The 24,355-nt window shown below is 66.8% G+C and carries 21 protein-coding genes; 13 read left to right on the top strand and 8 right to left on the bottom strand.

Translation table 11 applies throughout. The annotated features are described in order from the left end of the window. The first annotated feature begins 41 nt into the window (after positions 1–41). The 8 genes from dprA to RQH86_RS16125 all read left to right on the top strand — a co-directional run bounded on the left by dprA (position 42) and on the right by RQH86_RS16125 (position 8,886). Complete coding sequence (gene dprA / locus RQH86_RS16090; RefSeq protein ID WP_311260606.1) at positions 42–1,178, top strand: DNA-processing protein DprA; 1,137 nt, start codon at positions 42–44, stop codon at positions 1,176–1,178. 43 nt (positions 1,179–1,221) lie between these two features. Next, a complete protein-coding gene (locus tag RQH86_RS16095; RefSeq protein ID WP_003484452.1) occupies positions 1,222–1,695 on the top strand; it encodes a DUF494 family protein in 474 nt (157 codons plus the stop codon). A 40-nt stretch (positions 1,696–1,735) separates the two neighbouring features. Beyond that, positions 1,736–2,458 carry a pilin gene (locus RQH86_RS16100; RefSeq protein WP_311240672.1) on the top strand — a complete coding sequence of 241 codons (723 nt, stop codon included), beginning with the start codon at positions 1,736–1,738 and terminating at the stop codon, positions 2,456–2,458. Between the two features lie 40 nt (positions 2,459–2,498). Then, positions 2,499–3,818, top strand: a complete 1,320-nt coding sequence (locus tag RQH86_RS16105) for an RDD family protein (protein ID WP_311240673.1) — start codon at positions 2,499–2,501, stop codon at positions 3,816–3,818. A gap of 182 nt (positions 3,819–4,000) precedes the next feature. Then, positions 4,001–6,514 (top strand): DNA topoisomerase I, encoded by a 2,514-nt coding sequence (locus RQH86_RS16110; protein ID WP_311240674.1) that lies wholly within the window; start codon positions 4,001–4,003, stop codon positions 6,512–6,514. A 7-nt stretch (positions 6,515–6,521) separates the two neighbouring features. Continuing rightward, positions 6,522–7,085, top strand: coding sequence for a Sua5/YciO/YrdC/YwlC family protein (locus RQH86_RS16115; RefSeq protein ID WP_311240675.1), 564 nt, complete (start codon positions 6,522–6,524; stop codon positions 7,083–7,085). A 377-nt stretch (positions 7,086–7,462) separates the two neighbouring features. Next, entirely contained in the window at positions 7,463–8,236 is a 774-nt protein-coding gene (locus RQH86_RS16120) for a DUF4124 domain-containing protein (protein ID WP_311240676.1), read from the top strand. Next, complete coding sequence (locus tag RQH86_RS16125) at positions 8,233–8,886, top strand: DUF4124 domain-containing protein (RefSeq protein WP_311240677.1); 654 nt, start codon at positions 8,233–8,235, stop codon at positions 8,884–8,886. The genes RQH86_RS16120 and RQH86_RS16125 overlap by 4 nt, the downstream gene beginning before the upstream one ends. Positions 8,887–9,423: 537 nt before the next feature. Here the strand turns inward: RQH86_RS16125 and RQH86_RS16130 are convergent. Continuing rightward, a complete protein-coding gene (locus tag RQH86_RS16130; protein ID WP_311240642.1) occupies positions 9,424–10,200 on the bottom strand; it encodes an SDR family oxidoreductase in 777 nt (258 codons plus the stop codon). 107 nt (positions 10,201–10,307) lie between these two features. Here RQH86_RS16130 and RQH86_RS16135 point away from each other — a divergent pair, with 107 nt between their 5' ends. Then, positions 10,308–10,523, top strand: a complete 216-nt coding sequence (locus RQH86_RS16135; RefSeq protein ID WP_046964303.1) for a hypothetical protein — start codon at positions 10,308–10,310, stop codon at positions 10,521–10,523. 148 nt (positions 10,524–10,671) lie between these two features. On the opposite strand, the gene sppA is transcribed toward RQH86_RS16135, so the two are convergent. Continuing rightward, complete coding sequence (sppA, locus tag RQH86_RS16140; protein WP_311240643.1) at positions 10,672–12,573, bottom strand: signal peptide peptidase SppA; 1,902 nt, start codon at positions 12,571–12,573, stop codon at positions 10,672–10,674. An 84-nt stretch (positions 12,574–12,657) separates the two neighbouring features. After that, a complete protein-coding gene (locus RQH86_RS16145; protein ID WP_311240644.1) occupies positions 12,658–14,034 on the bottom strand; it encodes an MATE family efflux transporter in 1,377 nt (458 codons plus the stop codon). A 272-nt stretch (positions 14,035–14,306) separates the two neighbouring features. Between RQH86_RS16145 and RQH86_RS16150 the strand changes: the two genes are divergently transcribed. Then, complete coding sequence (locus tag RQH86_RS16150) at positions 14,307–15,464, top strand: DUF3667 domain-containing protein (protein ID WP_311240645.1); 1,158 nt, start codon at positions 14,307–14,309, stop codon at positions 15,462–15,464. 151 nt (positions 15,465–15,615) lie between these two features. Here the strand turns inward: RQH86_RS16150 and RQH86_RS16155 are convergent, their stop codons facing one another. Both RQH86_RS16155 and RQH86_RS16160 read right to left on the bottom strand, forming a co-directional pair. Next, positions 15,616–16,206, bottom strand: a complete 591-nt coding sequence (locus RQH86_RS16155) for a DUF3106 domain-containing protein (protein WP_311240646.1) — start codon at positions 16,204–16,206, stop codon at positions 15,616–15,618. After that, positions 16,193–17,224 (bottom strand): hypothetical protein, encoded by a 1,032-nt coding sequence (locus RQH86_RS16160; protein WP_311240647.1) that lies wholly within the window; start codon positions 17,222–17,224, stop codon positions 16,193–16,195. Before RQH86_RS16160 ends, RQH86_RS16155 begins: the two co-directional genes overlap by 14 nt. Before the next feature lie 459 nt (positions 17,225–17,683). Between RQH86_RS16160 and RQH86_RS16165 the strand changes: the two genes are divergently transcribed. Continuing rightward, positions 17,684–19,906, top strand: coding sequence for a primosomal protein N' (locus RQH86_RS16165; protein WP_311240648.1), 2,223 nt, complete (start codon positions 17,684–17,686; stop codon positions 19,904–19,906). A gap of 250 nt (positions 19,907–20,156) precedes the next feature. Here RQH86_RS16165 and RQH86_RS16170 read toward each other — a convergent pair whose 3' ends face one another. From RQH86_RS16170 to RQH86_RS16180, 3 genes are read right to left on the bottom strand one after another with little or no spacing between them, the layout of a single operon-like run. After that, positions 20,157–20,810: a glutathione S-transferase gene (locus RQH86_RS16170; protein ID WP_311240248.1), complete on the bottom strand. Its 654-nt coding sequence runs from the start codon at positions 20,808–20,810 to the stop codon at positions 20,157–20,159. A 2-nt stretch (positions 20,811–20,812) separates the two neighbouring features. Beyond that, the gene (locus RQH86_RS16175) at positions 20,813–21,640 is read right to left on the bottom strand and encodes an NYN domain-containing protein (protein WP_115563024.1); all 828 of its coding nucleotides are present in this window, start codon (positions 21,638–21,640) and stop codon (positions 20,813–20,815) included. After that, positions 21,637–22,200 carry a hypothetical protein gene (locus RQH86_RS16180; protein WP_311240247.1) on the bottom strand — a complete coding sequence of 188 codons (564 nt, stop codon included), beginning with the start codon at positions 22,198–22,200 and terminating at the stop codon, positions 21,637–21,639. The genes RQH86_RS16175 and RQH86_RS16180 overlap by 4 nt, the downstream gene beginning before the upstream one ends. Positions 22,201–22,317: 117 nt before the next feature. Between RQH86_RS16180 and RQH86_RS16185 the strand changes: the two genes are divergently transcribed. After that, positions 22,318–23,610 carry an NAD(P)/FAD-dependent oxidoreductase gene (locus RQH86_RS16185; protein ID WP_311240246.1) on the top strand — a complete coding sequence of 431 codons (1,293 nt, stop codon included), beginning with the start codon at positions 22,318–22,320 and terminating at the stop codon, positions 23,608–23,610. A 52-nt stretch (positions 23,611–23,662) separates the two neighbouring features. Beyond that, positions 23,663–24,277 (top strand): trimeric intracellular cation channel family protein, encoded by a 615-nt coding sequence (locus RQH86_RS16190; RefSeq protein WP_055847585.1) that lies wholly within the window; start codon positions 23,663–23,665, stop codon positions 24,275–24,277. The last annotated feature ends 78 nt before the right edge of the window (positions 24,278–24,355 follow it).

Raw genomic sequence — 24,355 nt, forward strand, 5'->3', positions numbered from 1 at the left:
GCCTGAGGGCGCCGTCGTCGTTTTCGGCACAGGCTGTGCGCATGGCCCCCACCTCTCTCGATCTGCGCGCAATGTTGATGTTGCTGTTGGCTGGCGGTCGCAGCCCACCGCGTCGCGCGCTGCTGAGCTCTTTCGCCAGCCTGTCCGACGTTCTGACTGCCGGGCCCGGCGCATGGCGCGCGGCCGGCTGCGACGACCTGCAATCGGAACGGCTGCAGACGCCCGACCCGCAAGCGCTGGATGCGGCGCTGCGCTGGTGCGAACAGCCCGGCCACCACCTGATTGGCTGGCAAGACCCGGACTACCCGGCACTGCTGCGCCACATCGCCAACCCGCCGCTGGCGCTGTTCGTGGACGGCGACCCCAACGCACTCTGGCATCCCGGCGTGGCCGTGGTCGGCAGCCGCTCCGCCACCGCTGGAGGACGCGACCACACCCGCGCCTTCGCATCGAGCCTGGCATCTGCAGGCCTGGGCATCGTCAGCGGGATGGCCGCCGGCGTAGATGCGATCGCACACGACGCCGCGCTCGCCCAGCCTGACGGCATCACAGTGGCGGTGGTCGGCACCGGTGCCGACGTGGCTTACCCCGCGCATCACCAGGCATTGCGCGATCGCATTGCCGCACGCGGCGCAGTGGTCAGCGAATATCTGCCCGGCACCGGGCCGGTGGCCGCGCATTTCCCGGCGCGCAACCGGATCATTGCCGGGCTGGCGCTGGGCACCTTGGTGGTCGAAGCGGCGATGCGCTCGGGCGCGCTGATCACCGCGCGCCTGGCGGCCGAGGCCGGACGCGAGGTGTTCGCCCTGCCCGGCTCGCTGCACAACCCGCTCGCGCGCGGCTGCCACCACTTGATCCGCCAGGGTGCAACGCTGGCGCAGGAACCGGCCCAGGTCATCGAGGGACTACAACTGCTGTCGGGCGAGTTGGCCACCGCCTTGCGCGAGCGCCTGGCCGCCCCCACTCAGGTGCCCAGGACGACGCGCACCACCACTTCCACGCGCCCGGACCCCGACTACCAGCGCTTGTGGCAGGCACTAGGCCACGACCCTACCCCTATGGATTCCCTGGTCGAACGCACCGGATTGACGGCCGCCGCGCTGTCCTCCATGCTGCTCATCATGGAACTGGAGGGAGACGTGGTCACCGAGCACGGTCGCTATACCCGCAATCCCTAGTTTCTTCACCTCCACAGCGTCGCGCGACGCAGGCCGAGGGGCAATGAAAGAGAGCATTCTCGATGTACTGCTGTACCTGTTTGAACATTATTTCAGCGAAGACGCGGACCTGGTCCGTGACCGTGACTCGCTTCAGAATGGCCTGATCCAGGCCGGCTTCAGTCCCGCAGAAATCAGCAAGGCGTTCGACTGGCTGGACGCGCTCTCCGAGCAGCGCCCAAGTGTGGCGCGTCCGCATGTCGATGGCCCCGTGCGCATCTATCACGGCCCGGAGCTGGACAAGCTCGATGTCGATTGCCGTGGATTTTTGTTGTTTCTCGAACAACACCGCATTCTCGACGCCGACCAGCGCGAGTTGGTGCTGGACCGCGCCATGGCGTTGGACCAGGACGAGCTGGATCTGGACGACCTCAAATGGGTGGTGCTGATGGTGTTGTTCAACCAGCCGGGCGCGGAAGCGGCCTACGCCTGGATGGAAACCCAGATGTTCCTGGACGAGCCTGAACCCGTACACTGAAGGCTGAAGCCGCCACGGACGTGCGTGCGAGGGGACGGGGATGAGCAGTTGGTATTACGCCGAAGGCAACCGCCAGCGGCGTGGCCCGGTGGCCGACGAGGTTCTGCTGGGCCTGTATCGCGATCGTCAGATTGCCCTGGACACGCTGGTCTGGCGCGAAGGCCTGGAGCAGTGGCTGCCGCTGGCAGCCTGTGCCGACGCGCTAGGCCCGCCGATTTCCACGGATCTGCATGCCGCTACGGTCCCGCCGCCATTGCCAATGGCAGCAGCGGGCGCCCCGCCGGTCAACCCTGCGTCACCGCACCTGCGCCAACCTGCCAAGGGGCCAGCATGGCCACTGCTGTTGGTGTTGGGCGCGGTGGCAGGCTTGTTTGTGGTCGTTGCCATGATCGGCATCCTCGCGGCGATCGCATTGCCGGCCTACAAGGACTATCAGACCCGCGCCAAGGTCACCGCGGCAGTTGCTGCATTGGCGCCACTGAAGCCGCAGATCGCCGACTTTCTCGCGCGCGAAGGGCGGTGCCCGGAGAATGGGGATACCGGCTTCCAGACGCCCGAGCACTACGCCAACGGCACCCTGACCAGCGTGCAGATCGGCCGTTTCGACACCAGCGCCTGCGGCATCGAGGCCCTGCTGCATGCTCCCGGCTCGCCCAAGATCGACGGCAAGGCGCTGTGGCTGGATTTCGATGCGGATGCCGGCACCTGGGAGTGCAGTTCCGAGATCGACGACAACCAACTTCCGCAGGACTGCCGCGGCTGACCGGTCGCTGCACGCACAACGCATCATCCAAGGGGACATCATGACGCAGTGGTACTACGCCGACGCACAGCGGCAACGCCAGGGGCCGGTCGACACGGACACGCTTGCCGCGCGCCTGTCGCAGGGCATCATCGATCACACCAGTCTGGTCTGGCGCGAAGGTCTGCCGCAGTGGGTGACCCTGAGCGAGGTTGCGTCCGAACTGGGCCTGGACACGCTGGCGCCAGCATCCCCGCCCACCGCCGCCGATGCGCCGATGCCCGAACAGGGCGAGACTGCGCCGGCCGTCGCACTGCCTGCTGACACCGCGCTCCGGGATGCGACACCGGTTGCCGCAGCCCCGGCGACGGACCTTCCGTCGCAGGCCTGGTCGAGACAGGCAGAGCCTGCCGCGGCGGATGCGGATGCGCTGTCTGGGCCATCTCCGACTCACTCCGACGCGACGCCGGACGCCGTGTCCTGGACGGGCGCGCCTGTGGACGCCGCTGACCATCCGCCGCACACGGCTGAGCACGCGCCAGCCGGTCAATTGACCGCCTCTGCGCCGGTCGCGTCCGAGGGCAACGAGTCGTGGCCCGGCACGCCTGGCGCTGTGGATCCCGCCGTGCATGTGCCAACCCCAGCGGCGACCGCTGCTACCACCCCACCGCCCCCAGCCCCGGCCGCCACGCCGTTGCCAAGTGCCTGGGACACTCCGGTAGCGGCATTGCCCGCTGCTGCAGTCGTCACCCATGACGCGCCAGTGGTCTACGCGGGCCTATGGCGGCGTGTGGCGGCCAGCATCCTGGATAGCCTGATCACCACCTTCGCGGTCTATCTGATCGTGATTCCGCTGGTGTTCGTCGTGGCGCTCGGCACCAGCATGGGCGATTCCGCGTCGTCGATGGACGACGGCAGTGCGCTGGGCATCGCCATTGTGGTGATGTCCTACGGCATCGGCCTGGCCATCCCCACGCTGTATTTCGCCTGGATGCAGTCCAGCCGGCTTCAGGCCAGCCTGGGCAAGCTCGCTTGCGGCATCAAGGTCGTGCGCGCCGACAGCAACGGAGCGCGGGTCGGGTTCTGGCGCAATGTGTTGCGCTATCTGGCCTACATGTTGATCAGCGTCCTCACCCTGGGGATCGGCGCGGTCGTGGCGGCCTTCATGGCCGGCATGTCGCAGCGCAAGCAGACTCCGCACGACAAGATCTGCGACACGCTGGTTGTGGACCGCTGGGCCTTCACCGACCGCCCGGAGCTGCAGTCGCGCGGTCTGGACACGGTGTCGATCGTGGTGCTGGCCATTTACGGGGTGATGCTGGTGTTGTCGATCGTGGTCGTGGTGATCATGCTGGCGACGATCGGAATGAGCCAGAGCTAGCAGTTCGCCGCGCCCGCCGCTTGACACGGCGGCGTCCGCCGTGATCTTTCTAATAAGAGAACTGAACGCCCGGGAGTACTCCCCGGGCGTTAACGTGTGGGAAACGGCCGATCTGCTTCCCTCAACCGGCCAATTAGGCCACGCTACCTGCCCCCCGGGCTCCGCCCCAAGAATTTGCCACCATGCCCAAGCACTTGCTCATCGTCGAATCGCCCGCCAAGGCCAAGACGATCAATAAATACCTCGGCAAGGACTTCACCGTCCTGGCCTCGTATGGGCACGTGCGCGACCTCGTCCCCAAGGAGGGTGCGGTCGATCCGGATAACGGCTTTGCGATGCGTTACGACCTGATCGAGAAAAACGAGAAGCATGTCGAAGCCATTGCCCGTGCCGCCAAGAGCGCCGACGACATCTATCTGGCAACCGACCCGGACCGCGAGGGTGAGGCGATCAGCTGGCATATCGCCGAGATCCTGAAAGAGCGCGGCCTGCTTGAGAACAAGACCATGCAGCGGGTGGTGTTCACCGAGATCACGCCGCGCGCGATCAAGGAAGCCATGCTCAAGCCGCGTGCGATCGCCGTCGATCTGGTGGACGCCCAGCAGGCCCGCCGCGCACTGGACTATCTGGTCGGCTTCAACCTGTCGCCGGTGCTGTGGCGCAAGGTGCAGCGCGGGCTGTCGGCTGGCCGCGTGCAGTCGCCGGCGCTACGCATGATCGTCGAGCGCGAAGAAGAGATCGAAGCCTTCATCGCGCGCGAATACTGGTCCATCGATGCGCATTGCCGGCATCCGTCGCAGCCGTTCAACGCCCGCCTGATCAAGCTGGACGGGCAGAAGTTCGAACAATTCACCGTGACCGACGGCGACACCGCTGAGGCTGCGCGTCTGCGCATCCAGCATGCCGCGCAAGGCGTGCTGCATGTCACCGATGTGGCCAGCAAGGAGCGCAAGCGCCGCCCTGCTCCGCCGTTCACCACCTCCACGCTGCAGCAGGAGGCGTCGCGCAAGCTCGGCTTCACCACCCGCAAGACCATGCAGGTGGCGCAGAAGTTGTACGAAGGTGTGGCGCTCGGCGACGAAGGCTCGGTCGGTCTGATCAGCTATATGCGTACCGACTCGGTGAATCTGTCGCAGGACGCACTGGCGGAGATCCGCGACGTGATCGCGCGCGATTTCGGCACCGCGTCGTTACCGGATCAGCCCAACGCCTACACCACCAAATCCAAGAACGCGCAGGAAGCCCACGAAGCAGTGCGCCCGACCTCCGCGCTGCGCACGCCTGCGCAGGTGGCGCGTTTCCTGTCCGACGACGAGCGCCGCCTGTACGAATTGATCTGGCGCCGCGCAGTGGCCTGCCAGATGATTCCGGCCACGCTCAATACCGTCAGCGTCGATCTGTCGGCCGGCAGCGACCACGTGTTCCGCGCCAGCGGCACCACCGTGGTGGTGTCGGGCTTCTTGGCGGTCTATGAAGAAGGCAAGGACACCAAGAGCAGCGAGGACGAAGACGAAGGCCGCAAGCTGCCGCTGATGAAAGCCGGCGACAACATCCCGCTGGACCGCATCGTCACCGATCAGCATTTCACCCAGCCACCGCCGCGCTTCACCGAAGCGGCGCTGGTCAAGGCGCTGGAGGAATACGGTATCGGCCGTCCGTCCACCTACGCCTCGATCATCCAGACCCTGCAGTTCCGCAAATACGTGGAAATGGAAGGCCGCAGCTTCCGCCCGACCGACGTCGGCCGCGCGGTGTCCAAGTTCCTGTCCGGGCATTTCACCCGCTACGTGGACTACGACTTCACCGCCAATCTGGAAGACGATCTGGATGCGGTGTCGCGCGGCGAAGCCGAGTGGATTCCATTGATGGAGAAGTTCTGGGGCCCGTTCAAGGAACTGGTCGAGGACAAGAAGGATTCGCTGGACAAGACCGACGCCGGCAGCGTGCGCGTGCTTGGCGCCGACCCGGTCAGCGGCAAGGAAGTCAGCGCGCGCATCGGCCGTTTCGGCCCGATGGTGCAGATCGGCACCGTGGAAGACGAAGAAAAGCCCACGTTCGCCTCGCTGCGTCCGGGCCAGAGCATCTATTCGATCTCGATCGAAGATGCGCTGGAACTGTTCAAGATGCCGCGCGCGTTGGGCCAGGACAAGGAGCAGGACGTCAGCGTCGGCATCGGCCGGTTCGGGCCGTTTGCACGCCGTGGCACCGTGTATGCGTCGCTGAAGAAAGAAGACGACCCGTACACCATCGATCTGGAGCGTGCGGTATTCCTGATCGAAGAGAAGGAAGAGATCGCGCGCAACCGGGTGATCAAGGAATTCGACGGCAGCGACATCCAGGTGCTCAACGGCCGCTTCGGCCCGTACATCAGCGATGGAAAGCTCAATGGCAAGATCCCGAAGGACCGCGAGCCGGCGTCGCTGACCTTCGAGGAAGTGCAGCAGTTGCTGGCCGACACCGGCAAGCCGGTGCGCAAGGGCTTCGGCGCCAAGAAGGCAACGCTCAAGAAGAATGCAGTGAAGGATTCGGCCAAGGTGGCCAAGGATGCCGCAGCGAAAGACGCGGCAGCCAAGAAGACTGCGGTGAAGAAAGCGGCCACCAAGACCGCTGCGAAGAAGGCGCCGGCCAAGAAGACTGCGGCCAAGAAAGCCGCCAAGCGCGTGGTCAAGAAAACCGTGAGCAAGGCGGCAGGCTGAGGCCCGCATGGATCACACGCTGAGCCTGGACAGCGCCGTCGCCCCCCTTCAGAAGGGCGGCGTGATTGCCTACCCGACCGAAGCGGTCTGGGGGCTGGGCTGCGACCCGGCACAGGAGGCCGCCGTGCTACGCCTGCTGGAGATCAAGCGGCGCCCGGTCGACAAGGGCGTGATCGTGGTGGCATCCGACATCGAGGTGCTGCGCGACTGGGTCGATCTCGACGCGCTGGAGCCGGCCCGCCGGGATGAAGTGTTGGCCAGCTGGCCCGGCCCACATACCTGGATCCTGCCAGTCACAACCCGTGCGCCGCGCTGGGTCACCGGCACGCACGATGGGCTGGCCGTACGCATCAGCGCGCATCCGGTCGTGGCAGCGCTGTGCGCGGTCTGGGGCGCGTCACTGGTGTCCACAAGCGCCAACCTGGCCGGCGAGCCACCAGCACGCACCCGCGAGGCCCTGGACCCTGCGCTGCTGGCGACCATCGATGGCGTGGTGGCGGGCGATGTCGGCGAGCTGGCGCAGCCCACCCCGATCCGCGATGCGCGCACCGGTCAGAGTCTTCGCGACTGAGCTTGCGGTATGAGGGCGGCCTCTGGCCCTGCAGCAGCGGGCGTCTGGCGGGTGAGAGACGCCCGGCACCATGAAGATCGTGCACGGCCCCTACGCGCCGACCGAAGGTCACCGCTTCAATCACAACAAGCTGTTGCTGGTGTGCACCGACGTGATGTCATGGCGAGGGCGCTTTCAAACCCGCTTACATAGATCGCCGTGCTCCAGGTCTAGCGCCAGCGCTCACTGACAACGTCACGCAGCAGGCCGCCGACCGGCCACATCGCCACGCCCCCAGACGCAGAATCCACCGGCCCGCCCGCTTTCCCGCACGTGGGCCTGAGCAGCGCCCGTCCGCACACTTTGCTGCGCGGCCGCCAAGCGCGCACACTCGGCGCATGCGCACTCTTCCAACCTTTTTGTTGCTGGCCTGCGCGCTGCCTGCCTTGGCAGCGAGCACGGCCGCCAAGCCGGACCCGAACGTGCGGGTCTACCGCTGCGTCAGCAGTACCGGGACCGTGGCTCTGCAGGATGCGCCGTGCAGCAGCGGTCGCCAGCAGGTGCTGGACATGCAGCGCCCGCAGGACCCACCGCCGCGACCGCAACGCGTGGAGGCACCTGCCCCGGTTCCGGCTGCGCCGTCGCGCGAAGTGCGCATCGTTACCGTGCAACCGCCGCAGCCGATGTACGAGTGCACCACCGAAGACGGCGAGCGCTATACCAGCGACAGCCCGGAAGGCAATCCGCGCTGGGTGCCGACCTGGGGGCCGGCCTATGTGGGCAATGCGGTTGGCCCGCCGATCAGCGGCGGGGGTATCCAGCGTCCACCGATCTCGGTCAACCCGCGCCCGGCGATTGCGGTGCAGGGCGGCGCCGGGCGGGGCAGCATCCGCGGCAGTGCCAGCTTTGGCGGAGGTAGCTACCAGGGCGGCTATCAGGACAGTTACCACGGCGGCGGCTACGGCGGCACGGTGATCGTGCCTTACGGCAATGTGCAGATCCGCGACGAGTGCCATGCCCTGCCCGAACAAGAGGTCTGCGCGCGGCTGGCAGACCGCCGCTGGGAGTTGATCCGTCGCTACAACAGCGCGCTGCAGAGCGAACGCCAGGACCTCAGCCGCGAACAACGTGGCATCGAAGCGCGTCAGCAACGCGACTGCGGCGGCGCATGAGCCGCGCCTTGTGGCTGATGCTGTTGCTGGGTTGGGTATCGGGCGCCAACGCCCAGGACGTGGCCATCTACCGCTGCACCGATCCCTCCGGCGCGCTCACCGTGCAGAACATGCCGTGCCCGAAGGGCATGCAGCAACAAAAGAAAATGATGACCGCACCGGCGGCGGTGCCGTTTGCACCGGGCGGCACGCCTGCACCCGCGCCAGTACGTCCTGCGCCAGCTGCGAAGCCAGCGCCCGCCGCACCTGTTGCTGTACCGACTGCGCCGGCAGCCGCATCGACGCCACCGCCGCTGACGCCCACCTCCACGCTGCCTCCGCCGCCGTTGTTCGAATGCACCGCACACGACAATGGCCGCTACTTCACCGAAGACCGCGAACCGGCCACACGCTGCCTGCCGATGCAGACCACCAATCTGGCCGGCGGGCCGGCAACCGGTGGCGGCAGCGCCTGCGAAGTGGTCACCGACCGCTGCGCACCGGTGCCGGATCAGAGCCTGTGCGAAGCCTGGCGCAAACGCGCCGAGCAGGCTGAGGCGACCTGGCGTTTCTCCGACGAGGCGCAATCGGCAGAGCGCAAGCAGCGCTACGACCAGATGCGCCGGGTGCTGGACGAAAGCCGCTGCGCCAATCCATCCGCTGCGCCCTGACTGACTCTGCAGGGCTGCGTGCGGGAAGGCGATCGATGGCGAGTGCGTCATGCCTGCGCATGACCGATGCCCCCATCCGCCCTTCGGGCACCTTCCCCCGCGATGCGGGGGAAGGGATGCACCTCCTGCCGACGCGGGGTTCCTCCTGCTTACGTAGCAAAGACTCCCCTCACTCGCGGCAACATCCGGCCAACGCCTGCCATCATCACAGCGCGCAAGGAGCTGACAGGCGTCACGCGAGCACTTGCTTGCGGCCGGCACCGGTTGGGTGCGGAAGCAGATCGATGGCGAGTGCGTCATGCCTGCACATCACCGATACCCCCATCCGCCCTTCGGGCACCTTCCCCCGCGATGCGGGGGAAGGGATGCATCTCCTGCCGACCCGGGGTTCCTTTTGCTTACATAGCAAAGACTCCCCTCACTCGCGGCAACATCCGGCCAACGTCTGCCATCATCACAGCGCGCAAGGAGCTGACAGGCGTCACGCGAGCCCGTGCCTGCGGCCGGCACCGGTGGCCGCATCGTGTGCCGGTGAGGCTAGAACCCGTAGCGCAGAAACCCGCCATCCACCGCGATGCATTCGCCGGTGATGTAGCTGGCCGCAGGCAGGCACAAAAAGCCCACGGCCGCGGCGACTTCTTCGGGTTCGCCAATGCGGCGCATCGGGGTGCGCTCGATCACCTGTTCGTAGTAATCCGGATCCGACAACGGGCCGGAGGTGCGGCGCGTGCGGATGTACCACGGCGCGACCGCGTTGACGCGGATACCGTCCTCGGCCCATTCCACCGCCAGGTTGCGCGTCATCTGCTGCAACGCGGCCTTGGTCATGCCGTACGGTGCGCCGCTGCGCACATGGGTGATGCCCGAAACGCTGCCCACATTGACGATGGCCGAGGCGGCATGCCGGGTCAGCAGCGGATGCGCATACCGCGACAATTCGAATGCAGAGAACACGTTGGTTTCGAAGATGCCGCGCCACTCGTCTTCGGTGTAATCGATCGCGGCGCGGGTGATGTTGCCGCCGGCATTGTTGATCAGCAGATGCAGGCCGTCGGCGTGGTCTTCCACCCAGTCCAGGATCGCGCGACGCTCTTCATCGTCGGACACATCGGCCGCCAGCCCATGCAGCTCGCGCTCGGGAAATTCTTCGGCCAGTTCGTCGCGTGCCTGCGCCAACGCATCGGCATCGCGCGCCACCATCAGCAGATCCGCCCCGAAGCCGAGCAGTTCGCGTGCGATGGCCAATCCAATACCGGCACTGGCGCCGGTGATGAGCGCGGTCTGTCCATCCAGCCGCCAACGCTGCGTTGTCACGTGGGTGATCCTCTTTCAAAACGCGGAAAAACGGTCGCTGCAGCGCAGTTGACGCGCAGCTGCGGCACCGGCGTTAGGATACCGCCACCGCTCGCGAGGTCACGACGATGAAACTTCACTGGATGCTTGCCGCCGTTTTGACGTTGCCGCTGGCTGCCTGTCAGCGCCCGCAACCGGCGCCCACCGACCAAAAGCCCGACCCGCAGGCCACCGCCTTGCGCGACCACATCCAGCAGCCATTGAACAAGGCGCACGCGGTGCAGGCCGCTACCGACCAGGCTGCGGAAGATCAGCGCAAGGCCATCGACGCCGCCACGCAGTAAGCGCGAGGCGCGATAGGCGCGATCAACACCGCGACGCCGCTGTCAGGCGGCTCGCATGAGCTGAGCGTCAGGCATCAGGCGACACAAAAACAAAGACGCCGGCGCAAGGCCGGCGTCATCGCTACAGTCAGTGGCGTGGTTTGCCGCCTCAGAACCCGCAGAAGCAGTACGCCAACGCCTTGACCGGCGTGCCACCGGCCTTGCTGTCGTGCACGGCGCTTTCGACGAAACGCAGCTGCGTGTCCACTTCCGGCAGCGAGCGCGCCAACATGGCGCGCGCCATGCCCGAGTCGCTTAGCATCCACGCACCAATGCGGCTGCCGGCAAATCCGCTCATGAACTGCGAGAACGGCGTGGCCGGCTTTTCCACGTAATGCACGCGGAACTTGCCCTTGCTCAATTTGGCGCGATTGGCCGCATCGGCTACCGCGTCCTGCATGCCGCCGAACGCATCCACCAAGCCATGCTGCTTGGCCTGCGCGCCGCTCCACACGCGCCCGCGGGCGACCTTGTCGATGGCTTCCACCGACTGGTGACGCGCCTGCGCGACCTTGCCGGTGAAATCGGCATAGCCCTTGTTGATCACCGCCTGGATGACCTGCCCGGCGGCCGGGTCCAGTGGACGGGTGATGTCGAACGCACCGGCAAACCGCGTGGTGCCCACGCCGTCGGTGTGCACGCCGATCTTGTCCAGCGCGCGGGTCAGATTCGGCACCATGCCGAAGATGCCGATCGAGCCGCTGATGGTCGACGGGTCGGCATAGATGCGATCGGCGTTCATGCTGATCCAGTACCCGCCCGAAGCGGCCAGATCGCCCATCGACACCACCACCGGCTTGCCGGCCTGCTTGAGCGCGACCACTTCGCGACGGATCTGCTCGGAGGCGAACACTTCGCCGCCCGGCGAATCCACGCGCAGCACCACCGCCTTGACCTTTTCGTCGTCGCGCGCCTGGCGCAGCAACGCAGCGGTGGATTCGCCACCGATGCGGCCGGCCGGCTGCTCGCCGCCGCTGATCTCGCCGGCCGCCACAACAACGGCCACCTGCGGACGGCTGTCCATCGGCGAGCGCTGTGCCTGCAACTGACTCAGATAATCGTTGAAGCCGATATTGCGGAAGCCGCTGTCGGCATCGCTATCGGCCACGCCGCGCTTGGTCAGCAGCGCATCGACGTCCTCGCGGGTCTTGAGCCCGTCGACCAGTTTTTGTTGCAGCGCGAACTTGGCCAGATCGCCACCTGCGGCCACCACGCCTTCAGGCAGCGTGTCGATGCCGGCGGTCAGCTGCGCCGGGGTGAGCTTGCGCGCGGTGCCGACGTCGGCCAGGTAACGCTGCCACACGTCGTTCATCCAGAACAGGTCCGCTTCCTTGGCATCGGCCGAGGCCGCGTCGAGGATGTATGGCTCTGCAGCAGACTTGTATTCGCCCACACGGAACAGGTGCACGTCCACGCCGAGCTTGTCCTGCAAGCCTTCGCGGAAGTACTGGCGATAGCGCCCAAGGCCTTCCAGCAGCACGCTGCCCATCGGATCCAGATAGACCTCGTTGGCCTGCGCGGCGAGCAGGTACTGGCCCTGACTCATGCTCTCGCTGAAGGCCACGATCTGCTTGCCGGAAGCACGCAGCTTCTGCAATGCGGCGGCCACTTCGCGCTGCGAAGCGAAGCCGGACGGCTGCAGCTTGTCCAGATTCAACAACACCCGCTCGATCTTGCGGTCCTTGCCGGCCGCTTCGATCACCCGCACCAGGTCGCGCAACTGCACCTCTTCGGCGCTCTTGTCGCCCACGGCCTTGGCCAGCGAACGGCTCACCGGGTCGGCGCTGAACTGTTCGACCAGCGTGCCTTCGGGGTTGATGACCAGGGTGGTGCGCTCGGCCAGCGGCTTGGTGCCGTCGCCGCGCGCCATCGCCACCACGAGCACCAGCAGCAACAGGAACAGAAAACCGAAGAACGCCAGGTTGAAGATCAGGCGTCGGGTGAAATTCATCACATCCCACAGGCCGACGAAGAAACTGGCGATGGGACTGCGACGCACGGGGTGGTTCATGGAAAACTCCGTCGAAAAGACGCTGCATGTACGTAATGCTGCCCAGCATACCGGCTGCGCACCGCCCACGGCATGCGCTGAAAGTCAGGGGGTCGCGTCGGCAGTCAGCCGCCGGCTGGTCTGCCGGAAACGCAGGCCCATCAGAATCGACGCGGTGGTCAGGCCCAGGATCAAGCCGATCCACATGCCTTGCGGCCCCCAGCCCAATCCCAGGCCGAGCCCGGCGCCGATCGGCATGCCCACGCCCCAATACGAGAACATCGCCAGGAACATCGGCACGCGGGTGTCCTTGAGCCCGCGCAGCGCGCCGGCCGAGAGCACCTGGATGCCGTCGGGAAACTGGAAGGTGGCGGCAAACAGCAGCAACACCGACGCCAGCGCGGCCACCGTCACATCGTTGGTATACACACCGACGATGGCGTCGTGGCCAAGCAGCAGCGCACTCGCCGACAACGCCTGCGTACCCAGCACGATGGCGTAACCGGCCCAGGTGGCACGCCGAATGGCCAAAGGATCGCCACGCCCCACCGCGTGACCGACGCGCACGGTGGTGGCCTCGGCCACGCCCATCGGCACCATGAAGCACAGCTGCGCCACATTGATGGCGATCTGGTGCGCCGCCGCTTCGGTCGAGCCCAGCCGGCCGATCAACAACGCGGTGACGATAAACAGGCCGCCTTCCATCAGCACGGTGATGCCGATCGGCAGGCCGGTGCGCAGCAGATCGCCGATGGCGCGCCATCGCGGCCCTTCCAGATGGGTGAACAACTCCAAGTGCGCAAAGCGCCGCGCGCGCCATAGATACAGCGCGAATACGCTGACCTGCACCCACATGGTGATGGCCGAGGCCATGCCCAGGCCTTCGGCGCCGTGCTCGGCAAACCCGAACTTGCCATAGGTCAGCACATAGCCCAGCGGCGCCAGCACCAGCAAGCCGCCAAACCCCAGCAGCATGGTCGGCAGCGTCCAGTGCATGCCTTCGCTGAGATAGCGCATGCAGAAGTAGAACGTCAGCGCGGGCACGCCCCAACGCACCGCGTGCAGAAAGTCGGTGGCACCCGGCACGATGTCCGGCGCAATCCCGAAAGTGGGCAGCAGCGGCGGGACAACGCTCAGAAACGCGAACATCAATGCGCTCAGCCCCAGCGACAGCCACAACGCCTGGCGAAACAACGGGCCGATCTCGCGCTCGCGCCCGGCGCCGCGCAATTGCGACACCGAGGCGGTCAAGGAAATGAGTGTCCCGATCGGCACCAGCATCGGCAGCCACAGCAGCGCGGTGCCGATGGTCACCGCCGCCAGCGTCGCAGTGCCGTGGTGGCCGGCGATGACGTTGTCGACAAACCCGATCAAGCCGGTAGAGACGTGACCGAGCACCAGCGGCAAGGCCAGCAGGCCGGTGGTGCGCACTTCCGCGGCGAAGCCTGGCGTCGCGGACGCGGGGGCAGGAGAAACAGACATGACACACCGATTGCTGCGCGGACTACGGCCGTGCCGGGAGGCGCTGGCACCGGGTCGCGTGGGGCCGCTATCTTACGCGTACTTTCCGATTGCGCCCTGACGCGCGCCTGGGCAGTTCCCGCCGCGCTCGCTGCTATGTGCGCGGCAACAAAAGCAGCTGCCGATGTTTCCCGGCAACCGCATGCTGACGCTATACCGTGTGCCAGGCGTGGACCTTCGCGGTATCGCATCGGGCACGCGGCCTCTCCATCACCGCCGACTGGACCTGGCTCATGTCCCTGCACCCGACCGCATTGCATCCATCGGACTGTGAAAACTGTTCCACCGCATTGCAAGGCGCGTTTTGCCACGCCTGCGGGCAAAGCGCACACAGCCCGGTGCGCAGCGTCGCGCACGCGGTGGAAGAAGTCTTCGAGTCGTTCTGGCATCTGGATGGGCGGATCTTCCGCACCTTGCGCGATCTGCTGGTGCCCGGCCGCGTGGCGCTGCGGTTTCTGAGTGGGCAACGGGTGCGCTATGTCGCGCCGATGCGGCTGTTTCTGGTGGTGAGCCTGTTGACCTTTTTCATTGCACGCATCGCAGTGCATGCCTCTGACGAGGACGTCGCGGCGCCCGGCACCACGCACAGCGCCGTACCGAAGGATTTTGCGCATGCGCGCACGCCGGCGCAGGTGGAAGCAGTGCGTGCGCAGATCGTCGGCACGCTCACCCAGACCCGCAAGGTAGTGCCGGCGGGCATCGCGCGCGACGGCGTGGATGCCGGCATCGCCCGCGCCGAGAGCGAGGCGCGCAAGCGGCTGGCGCAACTGCACCAGGGCGCGCGGCTGGAAAGCGCCGCACCGGCGGTCGATGCCCCAGACAACAGCACGTTCTTTTCGTTGGGAGGCAAACCCTGGGACCCGGTGAGCAACCCGCTGACCGTTGCGCCGTTGCCGCAGTTCGCCAACCGCTGGCTCAACGTGCAGCTTGACCACATCCGCGCCAACCTGCCGCGCCTGCGCAGCAATCCGCAACTGCTCTACAACGCGTTCTTCGCCGCGGTGCCATCCACCTTGTTAGTGCTGGTGCCGTTGTTTGCGCTGTTGTTGCGCGTGTTCTACCTGCGCAGCGGGCGGGTGTATCTGGAACATCTGGTGGTGGCGCTGTACAGCCATGCGTTTCTTTGCCTGAACCTGCTGGCGATGCTGCTGCTGTCGCTACTCAGAGAATCGGTGACGCAGGTGGCTCCCCCGATTGCGTGGAGCATCCGCCTGCTCCAGTTCGGGCTGGCAGTGTGGATGCCGCAGTATCTGCTGGGGATGCAGCGCCACGTGTACGGCCAATCGTGGTCAGCCACGGTGCTGAAATACCTCGGCCTGGGCAGCATCTATTTCGTCGTGGTCACATTTGCTGCCGCGTTCTTGATGGTGGCGAGTCTGGCGCGTCTTTGACGCTGCGCCATTTGGCTGCGGTGCTGCAATCGCACGGGCCAGACAGCGCGGTGCAATCCGGGATGCGCGGCTGACAGCCGCGTTGTTCGCACAACGCAGGTCGATGAGCACTTGCCGCGCCAACGCGCGGCAATGCACCGCGCATCGGCGATCAGCGCGCCAGTTGCCGCTTCAGCCAGGCGCTGCGGGTGGCCGGGGCTTCGGCCAGCAAGGCGTCGCGTAACCCATCGCGGTCCTGCGGCGGGGTGCGTTGGGCGAGGACCGCCAGCTGTTCCAGCTGGCCGGCATCCAGGCTGCGCAGCACCGCCAGCAGGCGCTCGCGCTGGTCGACCGGCACATAGCCGATCAGCGGCTGCAGCTGCGGATAGAACGCGCCCACCTGCGACCCCAGACGCCAGCCACCGCGATGCAGGCGATCCATCGCGCTGAACTGGGTGCGCAAGGCGCGTTGCTGGTCCTCGGGCAGGCTGTGCAGCCGTTCGCGCGCCTGCCGCAACACCACACGATCGGTGGCGGTCAGGTCTTTCCACGCGGCATAGCGCGCACGCAGGTCGGCCTGCTGTGCCGGCGTCAGTGCCGCCCAGCGCGCGCGTTGCTGCGCGGCGCTTGGCGCTGCCGCCGGGGCGGAGGCGCTGGCAGGTTCGGTGTGCCCGCTTTCGTCCAATGCCGCTGGCAGGGCCTGCGCGCCGGCGATGCCGGCACTGGCGAGCATCAGCAGGCCGAACCACTTAGTTGTCGTCATCGACCGTCTCCAGCGGGGCGGAAGGCTGCTCAGTCGCGGTGGCATGCGCGCCGGATTCGTCCGCCGGCACCGGGTGGCCGGCGGCGTACCAGGCGTAAAAGTCGGCCGCACGCGCCAGCTCCAGATCCGGGTCGGCCAGCATCGTCTGGTCGCGCGGATCCATGCCCGGGGCGGCAGGAGCCTCCGGCAGGTCGGACGCCGGCAGTTCTTCCACCAACACTGGCGCGGCATCGGTGACATGCAGCACGCCGGCCGGCGCCTGCGAGACCGGCTCAGGCGGCAAGCTGGGCCGTCGGTGGGTCCACCACCAGCCCAGCACCGTCAGCAGCAGCACCAGTGCGAGCCCCCCCAGAGCGATACCGGCATGGCGCCGATCCAGCTGTGGCCACTGCCATTGCCGCTTGGGGCGGACTTGTGCCGGGGTGGCGCGGCGTGGCGCGGGCGGCGCCTCTGCCGGGATGGCGGGTTGCAGCGCGACGCCAGCCAGCGAGGCGTCGCGCAACTGGCTGAGCCGGGTCAGCTGGGACGGGGTGAGATCGCGCAGCTCCGTTTGCGCCGCCTCGGCCAGCACCCGCCACGCCTGTGCATCTGGATTGCCGGCCGCATCGCGTGGACAGGCACGCGCCAGCGACTGTCGATAATCCGCCACCGCGATGCCCTGTACGTCGCTGGCGGCCTCCTCTTCCAGCCCGGCCACGATCCGCAGCAGCAGCGCCAGCCGGTCGGGGGTCTGCATCCGGCCCAGTACGGTGAAGGGCGGCAGCCAGGTGCCAGGCATGGGCTCGCGGCGCAGTGGCGGCGCGGTTGCCAGCAGGCTCCAGAAGCGCATCGGCCAGCCAGCCATTGGTCGTCCCGCTGCCTGGCTGCTGAAAGCGCGCAGCGCAGCCGCCAACGCCCGCTCGGCTGCCGCCACGTCGCCGCATTGCAGCTGCGCCAGTACCAGGCCCCGGCGTTCCACACCCCGCAGAAAGGCTGATAGTGCGGCGGGGGTAACGGGGGCGTCGGGGACTACGGTCATGTGAACTCCAGCATCGGCCGGCATGATACCGACGCACGTCCGCCACGCCGACCGCTTGACAGATCGCACGACCCTCGATCCGGTCGCGAGCGCTATCCGCGTACGTTGTGCACAGCGGCAGACACACCGATACGCGACCGTCTGTCAACTGTTGTTTTTTCTTTGTTGCAATCGTGTTTCACGCCTAAGCTATTGATATATATTGAATTTCGATGTGTGGCGAAAAAATGTCCAACAGGTTGCCAAGGCAAGTGAATCCGCCTTCACCGCGTGGAGCACGAGACTAATTCACAGGCTTATCCACAGGCAGTGTGGATAAACCCGTTTCCTCAGGCCTCACATAGGTTTACGTCGTATTTATCACTTGGGTCACAGAAAGGCGCTGCAAGTGATCACACCGTCTTCACGAGTGAAATTGCGCAAGTCGGGGGTGCTGGACAGTGTCGGTAGACTGAGCGCATGCCTTCCACCGTCCTCACTCTGCGCGTCGCCCTGCCGGTGCCGCTGCCCCAGCTGTTCGATTACCTGCCACCTGCCGACGCCCCGCTGACCGATCCAACGCGGGTCGGCTGCCGTGTGCGGGTGCCGTTCGGGTCGCGCGAGTTGATCGGGGTGGTGGTGGAGATCGGCCAGCTGGCATCGGCCGATGGTCTGCGCGCGGCGCTGGAATGGTGCGACCAGGCGCCGCTGCTGGTGGATGAACTGGCACGCTCGCTGCAGTGGCTGGCCCGTTATACCCATGCTCCCCTCGGCGAGGCCCAGGCCAGTGCCCTGCCCGGCCCGCTGCGTCGCGGCGAGCCGCTGGCCGACACCCATGCCTGGGCCTGGCAGCTCACCGAGGCCGGGCATACCGGGGCAAGCAGCCTGCGCGCGGGCAGCCGGCCCGCCCTGCTCGCCGCCCTGTTGCAGACCGGTGCGGTGGGCGAAGAACAGCTGGACCCGCTGCTGCCACAGTGGCGCGAGGCCGCACGCAGCCTGGCCAAGCGCGGCCACGCCGAACGCGTGGCGGTGCCGGCCGATGCCATCGCGCCACGGCCCGGCACTGGCCCGGCACTCAACGACGAACAACGCGCTGCCGCCGCCGCGATCCGGGCGCACACCGGCTTTGCCACCTATCTGCTCGACGGCGTGACCGGCAGCGGCAAGACCGAGGTCTACCTGCAGGCAATCGCCGACTGCCTGGCCGCCGGCAAGCAGGCGCTGGTGCTGGTCCCGGAAATCGGCCTGACCCCGCAGACGCTCGGCCGCTTCCGCGCGCGCCTGGGCGTGTCGGTGCATGCGCTGCATTCGGGCCTGTCCGATGGCGAACGCGCCCGCGTCTGGGCGGCGGCCTGGCGCGGCGAAGCCAAACTGATCGTCGGCACCCGTTCGGCGGTGTTCACCCCGCTGCCCAACGCCGGGCTGATCGTGATCGATGAGGAGCACGACGGCAGCTACAAGCAACAGGACGGCATCCGCTACCACGCCCGCGACTTTGCCCTGGTGCGCGGCAAGGCGCTGGACGTGCCGGTGATCCTGGGCAGCGCGACCCCGTCGCTGGAAAGCCTGCACAACGCTTACTCCGGCCGCTACCAGCACCTGCGGTTGTCGCAGCGCGCCGGCGATGCGCGCCCGCCGCGTGTGCGCGTGCTGGACGTGCGCAAGCGCCCGCTCAAGGACGGCTTGTCGCCGGAGGTGCTGGCCGGTATCGGCGCCACCCTGGCGCGCGGCGAGCAGGTGCTGGTGTTCAAGAACCGCCGCGGCTATGCGCCGGTGCTGCTATGCCACGACTGCGGCTGGACCGCTGCCTGCCAGCGCTGCAGCACGCCGCTGCACCAGACCCCGATGACCGTGCACGCCGGCGGCCGCCGCCTGCAGTGCCACCACTGCGGCGCCCGCCAGCAGGCGCCGCTGGCCTGCCCGGCCTGCGCCAGCCTGGCCTTGCAGCCGCAGGGCATCGGTACCGAGCGCCTGGAAGAACGGCTGACCGAGGCGTTTCCGGCATTCCCGGTGGTGCGCATCGACCGCAGCACCACCCAGCGCCGCGACAGCCTGGAAACCCAGCTCGCCCGGCTCGGCACCGATGCCGGCATCCTGGTCGGCACCCAGATCCTGGCCAAGGGCCACGACCTGCCGCGGTTGACCATGGTGGTGGTGGTCGGCATCGACGAAGGCCTGTTCTCCGCCGACTTTCGTGCCGCCGAAAAACTCTCCCAGCAGCTGATCCAGGTGGCAGGGCGCGCCGGGCGCGCCGATCGCCCCGGCGAGGTCTGGCTGCAAACTCACCATCCCGAACATCCGCTGCTGCAGACCCTGGTCAACGGCGGCTACCACGCCTTCGCCGATGCCGAACTGCAGCAGCGCGAGGCCGCCGGCTTCCCGCCGTTTGCGCATCTGGCGCTGTTCCGCGCCGAAGCCAAGGATGTCGCGGCGGCCAACCAGTTCCTGATGGCGGTGCGCGAACTGGCCACGGCCGACACCAGCGCGCAATCGCCCGCGTTTGCAGAGGTGGAATGCTATGGCCCGATGCCTGCGCCGATGCCGCGCCGCGCCGGTTTCCAGCGCACCCAGTTGTTGCTGTCCGCACAGCAACGCTCGGCGCTGCATCGCCTGCTCGATGCGCAGCTTCCGGCCATCTATGCGCTCCCGCAGGCGCGCCGCGTGCGCTGGTCGCTGGATGTGGACCCGATCGATTTGTATTAGCGCTGGGCGTATCGCATACGGAGTTGCAGCCAGACGCACGTGGCGCGGTGTACCCAGGTTCTGTAGGAGCGCACCTGGGCGCGAGGGCATTCCCGGTCACGTTGCGTCGCGCCCAGGTGCGCTCCTACGACAACGCGCGCTATCAGCGCCGCGCGATGTACAAGGCCCACTTCACTGGAGAAACGTGTGAGGTCGGCGGCGCGTGCGGGGCCTGCAATAAACAGCGCTGGCCTGAGCGGTGGCTCGAAACTCAGGTCAGCGCCGTCATCACGCCGCGTTGGTATGCAGGCCGTGTGCGCAAGCGCTGATACCACGCGTGCAAATGCGGCAACGCAGGCCGCTCGATCGGCATTTCGAACCATGCATAGATGAAACTGCCCAGCGGAATATCGCCCATCGCAAAACGCTCGCCAGACAGATACGGCTGCTGCGCCAATGCCGCATCGGCGCGTGCCAGCAGCTCGCCCGACTGCGCCAGCGCCGCAGCGATACGTGCGGCATCGCGCTCGGCCTCGGGTGTGCGCAGCACGCCCCAGAACAGGTCGCGAAACACGCTGGCAAAGGTCGAGGTGGTCCAGTCCATCCAGCGGTCGCCCACTGCGCGCTCGGCCGGCGATGACGGATACAACGCCGGCGCGTATTGCGCGGCGAGATACCGCACGATCGCATTGGATTCCCACAACACCACCGCGCCATCCTGCAAGGTCGGCACCACGCCGTTGGGGTTCAGCGCGCGATACGCGGGCGTGTCATTGCCACCGAAGGCGCCGCCCACTTCGATCGACGTATAGGCCACACCGGCTTCTTCGGCACACCACAACACCTTGCGCACATTGGTGGAATTACGACGCCCCCAGAGCGTGATCGTCGGCTGTGCAGCGGGAGCCATCGCGTCGTGCGTCATCGTCATTTTCCTGTGGCAGGTTTGGCTGTTGCGCGCGCTGCACGCTTGGGGGTGGCTTGTGGTTCCGGTGCAACGGCAGGCACGGCAGTTTTCGCACGATTGTCGCTGCCCTTGGGCGTATCGCGTACCCACAAGGCCTGCTCGTCCAGCTTGAGCTCGAACAGGCCGATCGCGCGCACCAGATCGCTGAGTTTGCGATAGCCGTAATTGCGTGGATCGAACGAAGCCTGGTTAGCCACCTGCTTGCCCACCGCGCTCAACAACGCCCAACCATCGTCCTCGCATGCGCTGACGATGGCGTTGCGCAGCATCTGCACCAGGCGCGTATCGCTGCGCAGCGCGGTGGCATCCTTGCGCCCGGCAGCAGTATCGCGAGCTGCGGCGGCCTGCTCGCCCAGCGCTTCTACGTAGGTGAATTTGGAGCAGGCATTGACGAACGGCGCCGGGGTTTTCTTCTCGCCAAAGCCATAGACCTTCATGCCATCGGTGAGCAGGCGCATCACCAGCGGGGTGAAATCCGCATCGCTGGAGACGATCGCAAACCCATCCAGATTGCGCGCGTACAGCAGGTCCATCGCATCGATCACCATCGCCATATCCGAGGCGTTCTTGCCGGAGCTATAGGCAAACTGCTGGATCGGCCGAATCGCATAATCGTGCAAGGCCGCTTCCCAGCCTTTCAGGTGCGGGCTCTTCCAGTTGCCGTAGGCGCGGCGCACGTTGGCCACGCCATAACGCGCCACTTCCGCCAGCACCACATCGATCTTGCCGGCCGGCGCATTGTCGGCATCGATCAGCAAGGCGATCCGTTTGTCGGGATTGTCGGTCATGCGCGTTCCTCCAAAGACGTGCCCGCGTCGGTTTGCATCTCCGAGTCGGTTTCTATCTCTGATTCGGTTTCGGTTTCGGTTTCGAGCTCGCTATCGTCTGCGGCCGGCAGCGCGAAGTGCCTGCCATCGCGCAGGATGAGTTCTCCGTCGGTCAGAATCTCCTGCTCGGAGTCGGCACTGACCCAGGTGGCCTGCACGCGGCCGGCGCCGCGATCGCCTTCCACATTGAACACAAACTCCTCGCTTCCCTGCGCCAGACTCGTGCGGTACAGATCGACCCGCATCGTGTGGATCTGGCCGATATGTTCCTGCACCACGGCGTCGGCTTGCAGTGCAGTACGCGCCTGATCGGTAAACAACGACCAGCCGATGCCGAGCAGCCACACGCTCGCTGCCAGGACCACGATCCCGAACAGCGTTGCGCAAGCCAGCACGCCGATCAGGCCGATCGCCACGCTGCTGAGCTTTTTCCTGGCCACAGGCGCGGGCGGGGCAGCCGGCGCTGCGGTGGGCATGGCGGCTGGCGGCAGCGGCGGCAAGGGCGGTGGCAATGAGGACATGCGATGGCCGTCAAAAGTGGATGCGACATGATGCCGCAGCCACGTGGCGCCAACGCGTCATGTTCATTGGGAATTTGGCATTCTGTCGTGCCCGCGTTGCCTTCCATCGGACCTACGATGACCTCATCTCCCTCCCCCGCTCCCTTGCATCTGGTTGTGGTCGGCGGCGGTTTCGCCGGCTTGTGGGCGACCCGCGCGCTCGATGACCCCGCCATCCGCATCACCTTGATCGACCGGCAAAACCACCATCTGTTCCAGCCGTTGCTGTACCAGGTCGCCACCGCCGGGCTGTCGGCACCGGATATCGCCGCACCGCTGCGCCATATCCTGCGCGAGCAGCGCAATGTCGAAGTGTTACTTGGCGATGTGGCCGAAATCGCGCCAACCCGTCGCGAAGTGGTACTGACCGATGGCAAGACGCTTGGCTACGACATGCTGCTGCTGGCCACCGGCGCCACCCATGCCTACTTCGGCAACGACCAGTGGGCCGAACATGCGCCCGGCCTGAAGACCCTCTACGACGCGCTGGTGCTGCGCCGCAAGCTGCTGCTGGCCTTCGAGCGGGCCGAGGCCGAATCCGACCCAGCTGCGCGTGCGGCCTGGCTGAGCTTTGCGGTGGTCGGCGGCGGCCCCACCGGTGTCGAGCTGGCCGGCACCCTGGCCGAGATCGCCCGCCACACGCTCAAGAACGAATTCCGCCACATCGACCCGCGCCAGGCGCGCGTGCGCCTGGTCGAAGCCGGCCCGCGCGTGTTGCCGTCGTTCCCCGACGATCTCACCGACAAGGCGCGCAAGCAGCTGGAGCGGCTGGGCGTGGAAGTCCACACCGGCACGCCGGTGACCCATATCGATGCGCTGGGCTACCAGCTTGGCGACAGCTTCGTCCCCGCGCGCACCGTGGTATGGGCCGCCGGCGTGGCCGCCTCGCCGCTGGCGCGCACGCTGGGCGTGCCGCTGGATCGCGCCGGCCGCGTGCTGGTGGCGCCGGACCTGAGCGTGCCCGGCCATCCTGAGATCTTCGTCGGCGGCGATCTGGCGTCGGTGCAGCAGAACGGTCGCCCGGTGCCGGGCGTGGCGCCTGCGGCCAAGCAGATGGGCAAGCACATCGCCAAGGCGATCCGTGCGCGCCAGCGCGGTCAGACGGCGGCCGCGTTCCGGTATCAGGACTTCGGCAACCTGGCCACCATCGGCCGCATGGCCGCCATCGTGCACGTGGGCAAGCTCAAGCTGTCCGGCATCGTGGCGTGGTGGTTCTGGCTGGCCGCGCACGTCTACTTCCTGATCGGCTTCCGCAACCGCTTCGTGGTGTTGGTGAACTGGGCGATGGCGTACTGGAGCTACCAACGCGCCGCACGCATCATCTTCGGTGGCGCAACCGACGACCCGCCGCCCAACACCAAGGGCGAATGACAGCGCCACCGGCCGTGCGCGATGCTGTGCAGCCTGATTCGATGGTCTACGTGTGGCAACTGTCCTGTTCCTGCTGGATCTGCTCGGCACCTTCGTGTTCGCCCTGAGCGGCGCGACCGTGGCAGTGCGCAACCGCCTGGACCTGTTTGGCGTGCTGGTGCTGTCGTGCGCGGCCGCTGTCTCCGGCGGCATCGTGCGCGATGTGTTGATCGGCGCCACCCCGCCGGCGGCACTGGTCCACCCGCAGTATCTGCTCACCGCCTGCCTGGCCGGCGTCGCCGGGTTTTACTGGCACGCGGCAGTGGAGCGCCTGCGCAACCCGGTGCAGATTTTCGACGCGGCGGGTCTGGCGCTATTTGCGGTCTACGGCACCAGCAAGGCGCTGGACTACAACCTCAGTCCGCTGAGCGCCACCTTGTTGGGCATGCTCAGCGGCATCGGTGGCGGCATCGCACGCGACCTGCTGGTCGCCCGCACGCCGGTAGTCTTGCAAGCGGAGTTATATGCGGTCGCCGCGCTTGCCGGCGGCGGCCTGGTGGCCGTTGGCCATGTGCTCGGCGTGCCGCAAGCCTGGTCGCTGGCAACCGGCGCCGGCGTGTGCTTTGGCCTGCGTTTCATGGCGATCCGTTATGGCTGGCATCTGCCGGTGGCGCGCTTGCCGGAATAGTCGTTGTCGACCAAAGCCACGATACCGTCCGCATCATCCGGACGGTGCATCAGCTCCTACGAAACTGTTTGCGCTGCC

Source organism: Xanthomonas sp. WCS2018Noco2-27 (genome assembly GCF_031843525.1).
Lineage (GTDB): Bacteria > Pseudomonadota > Gammaproteobacteria > Xanthomonadales > Xanthomonadaceae > Xanthomonas.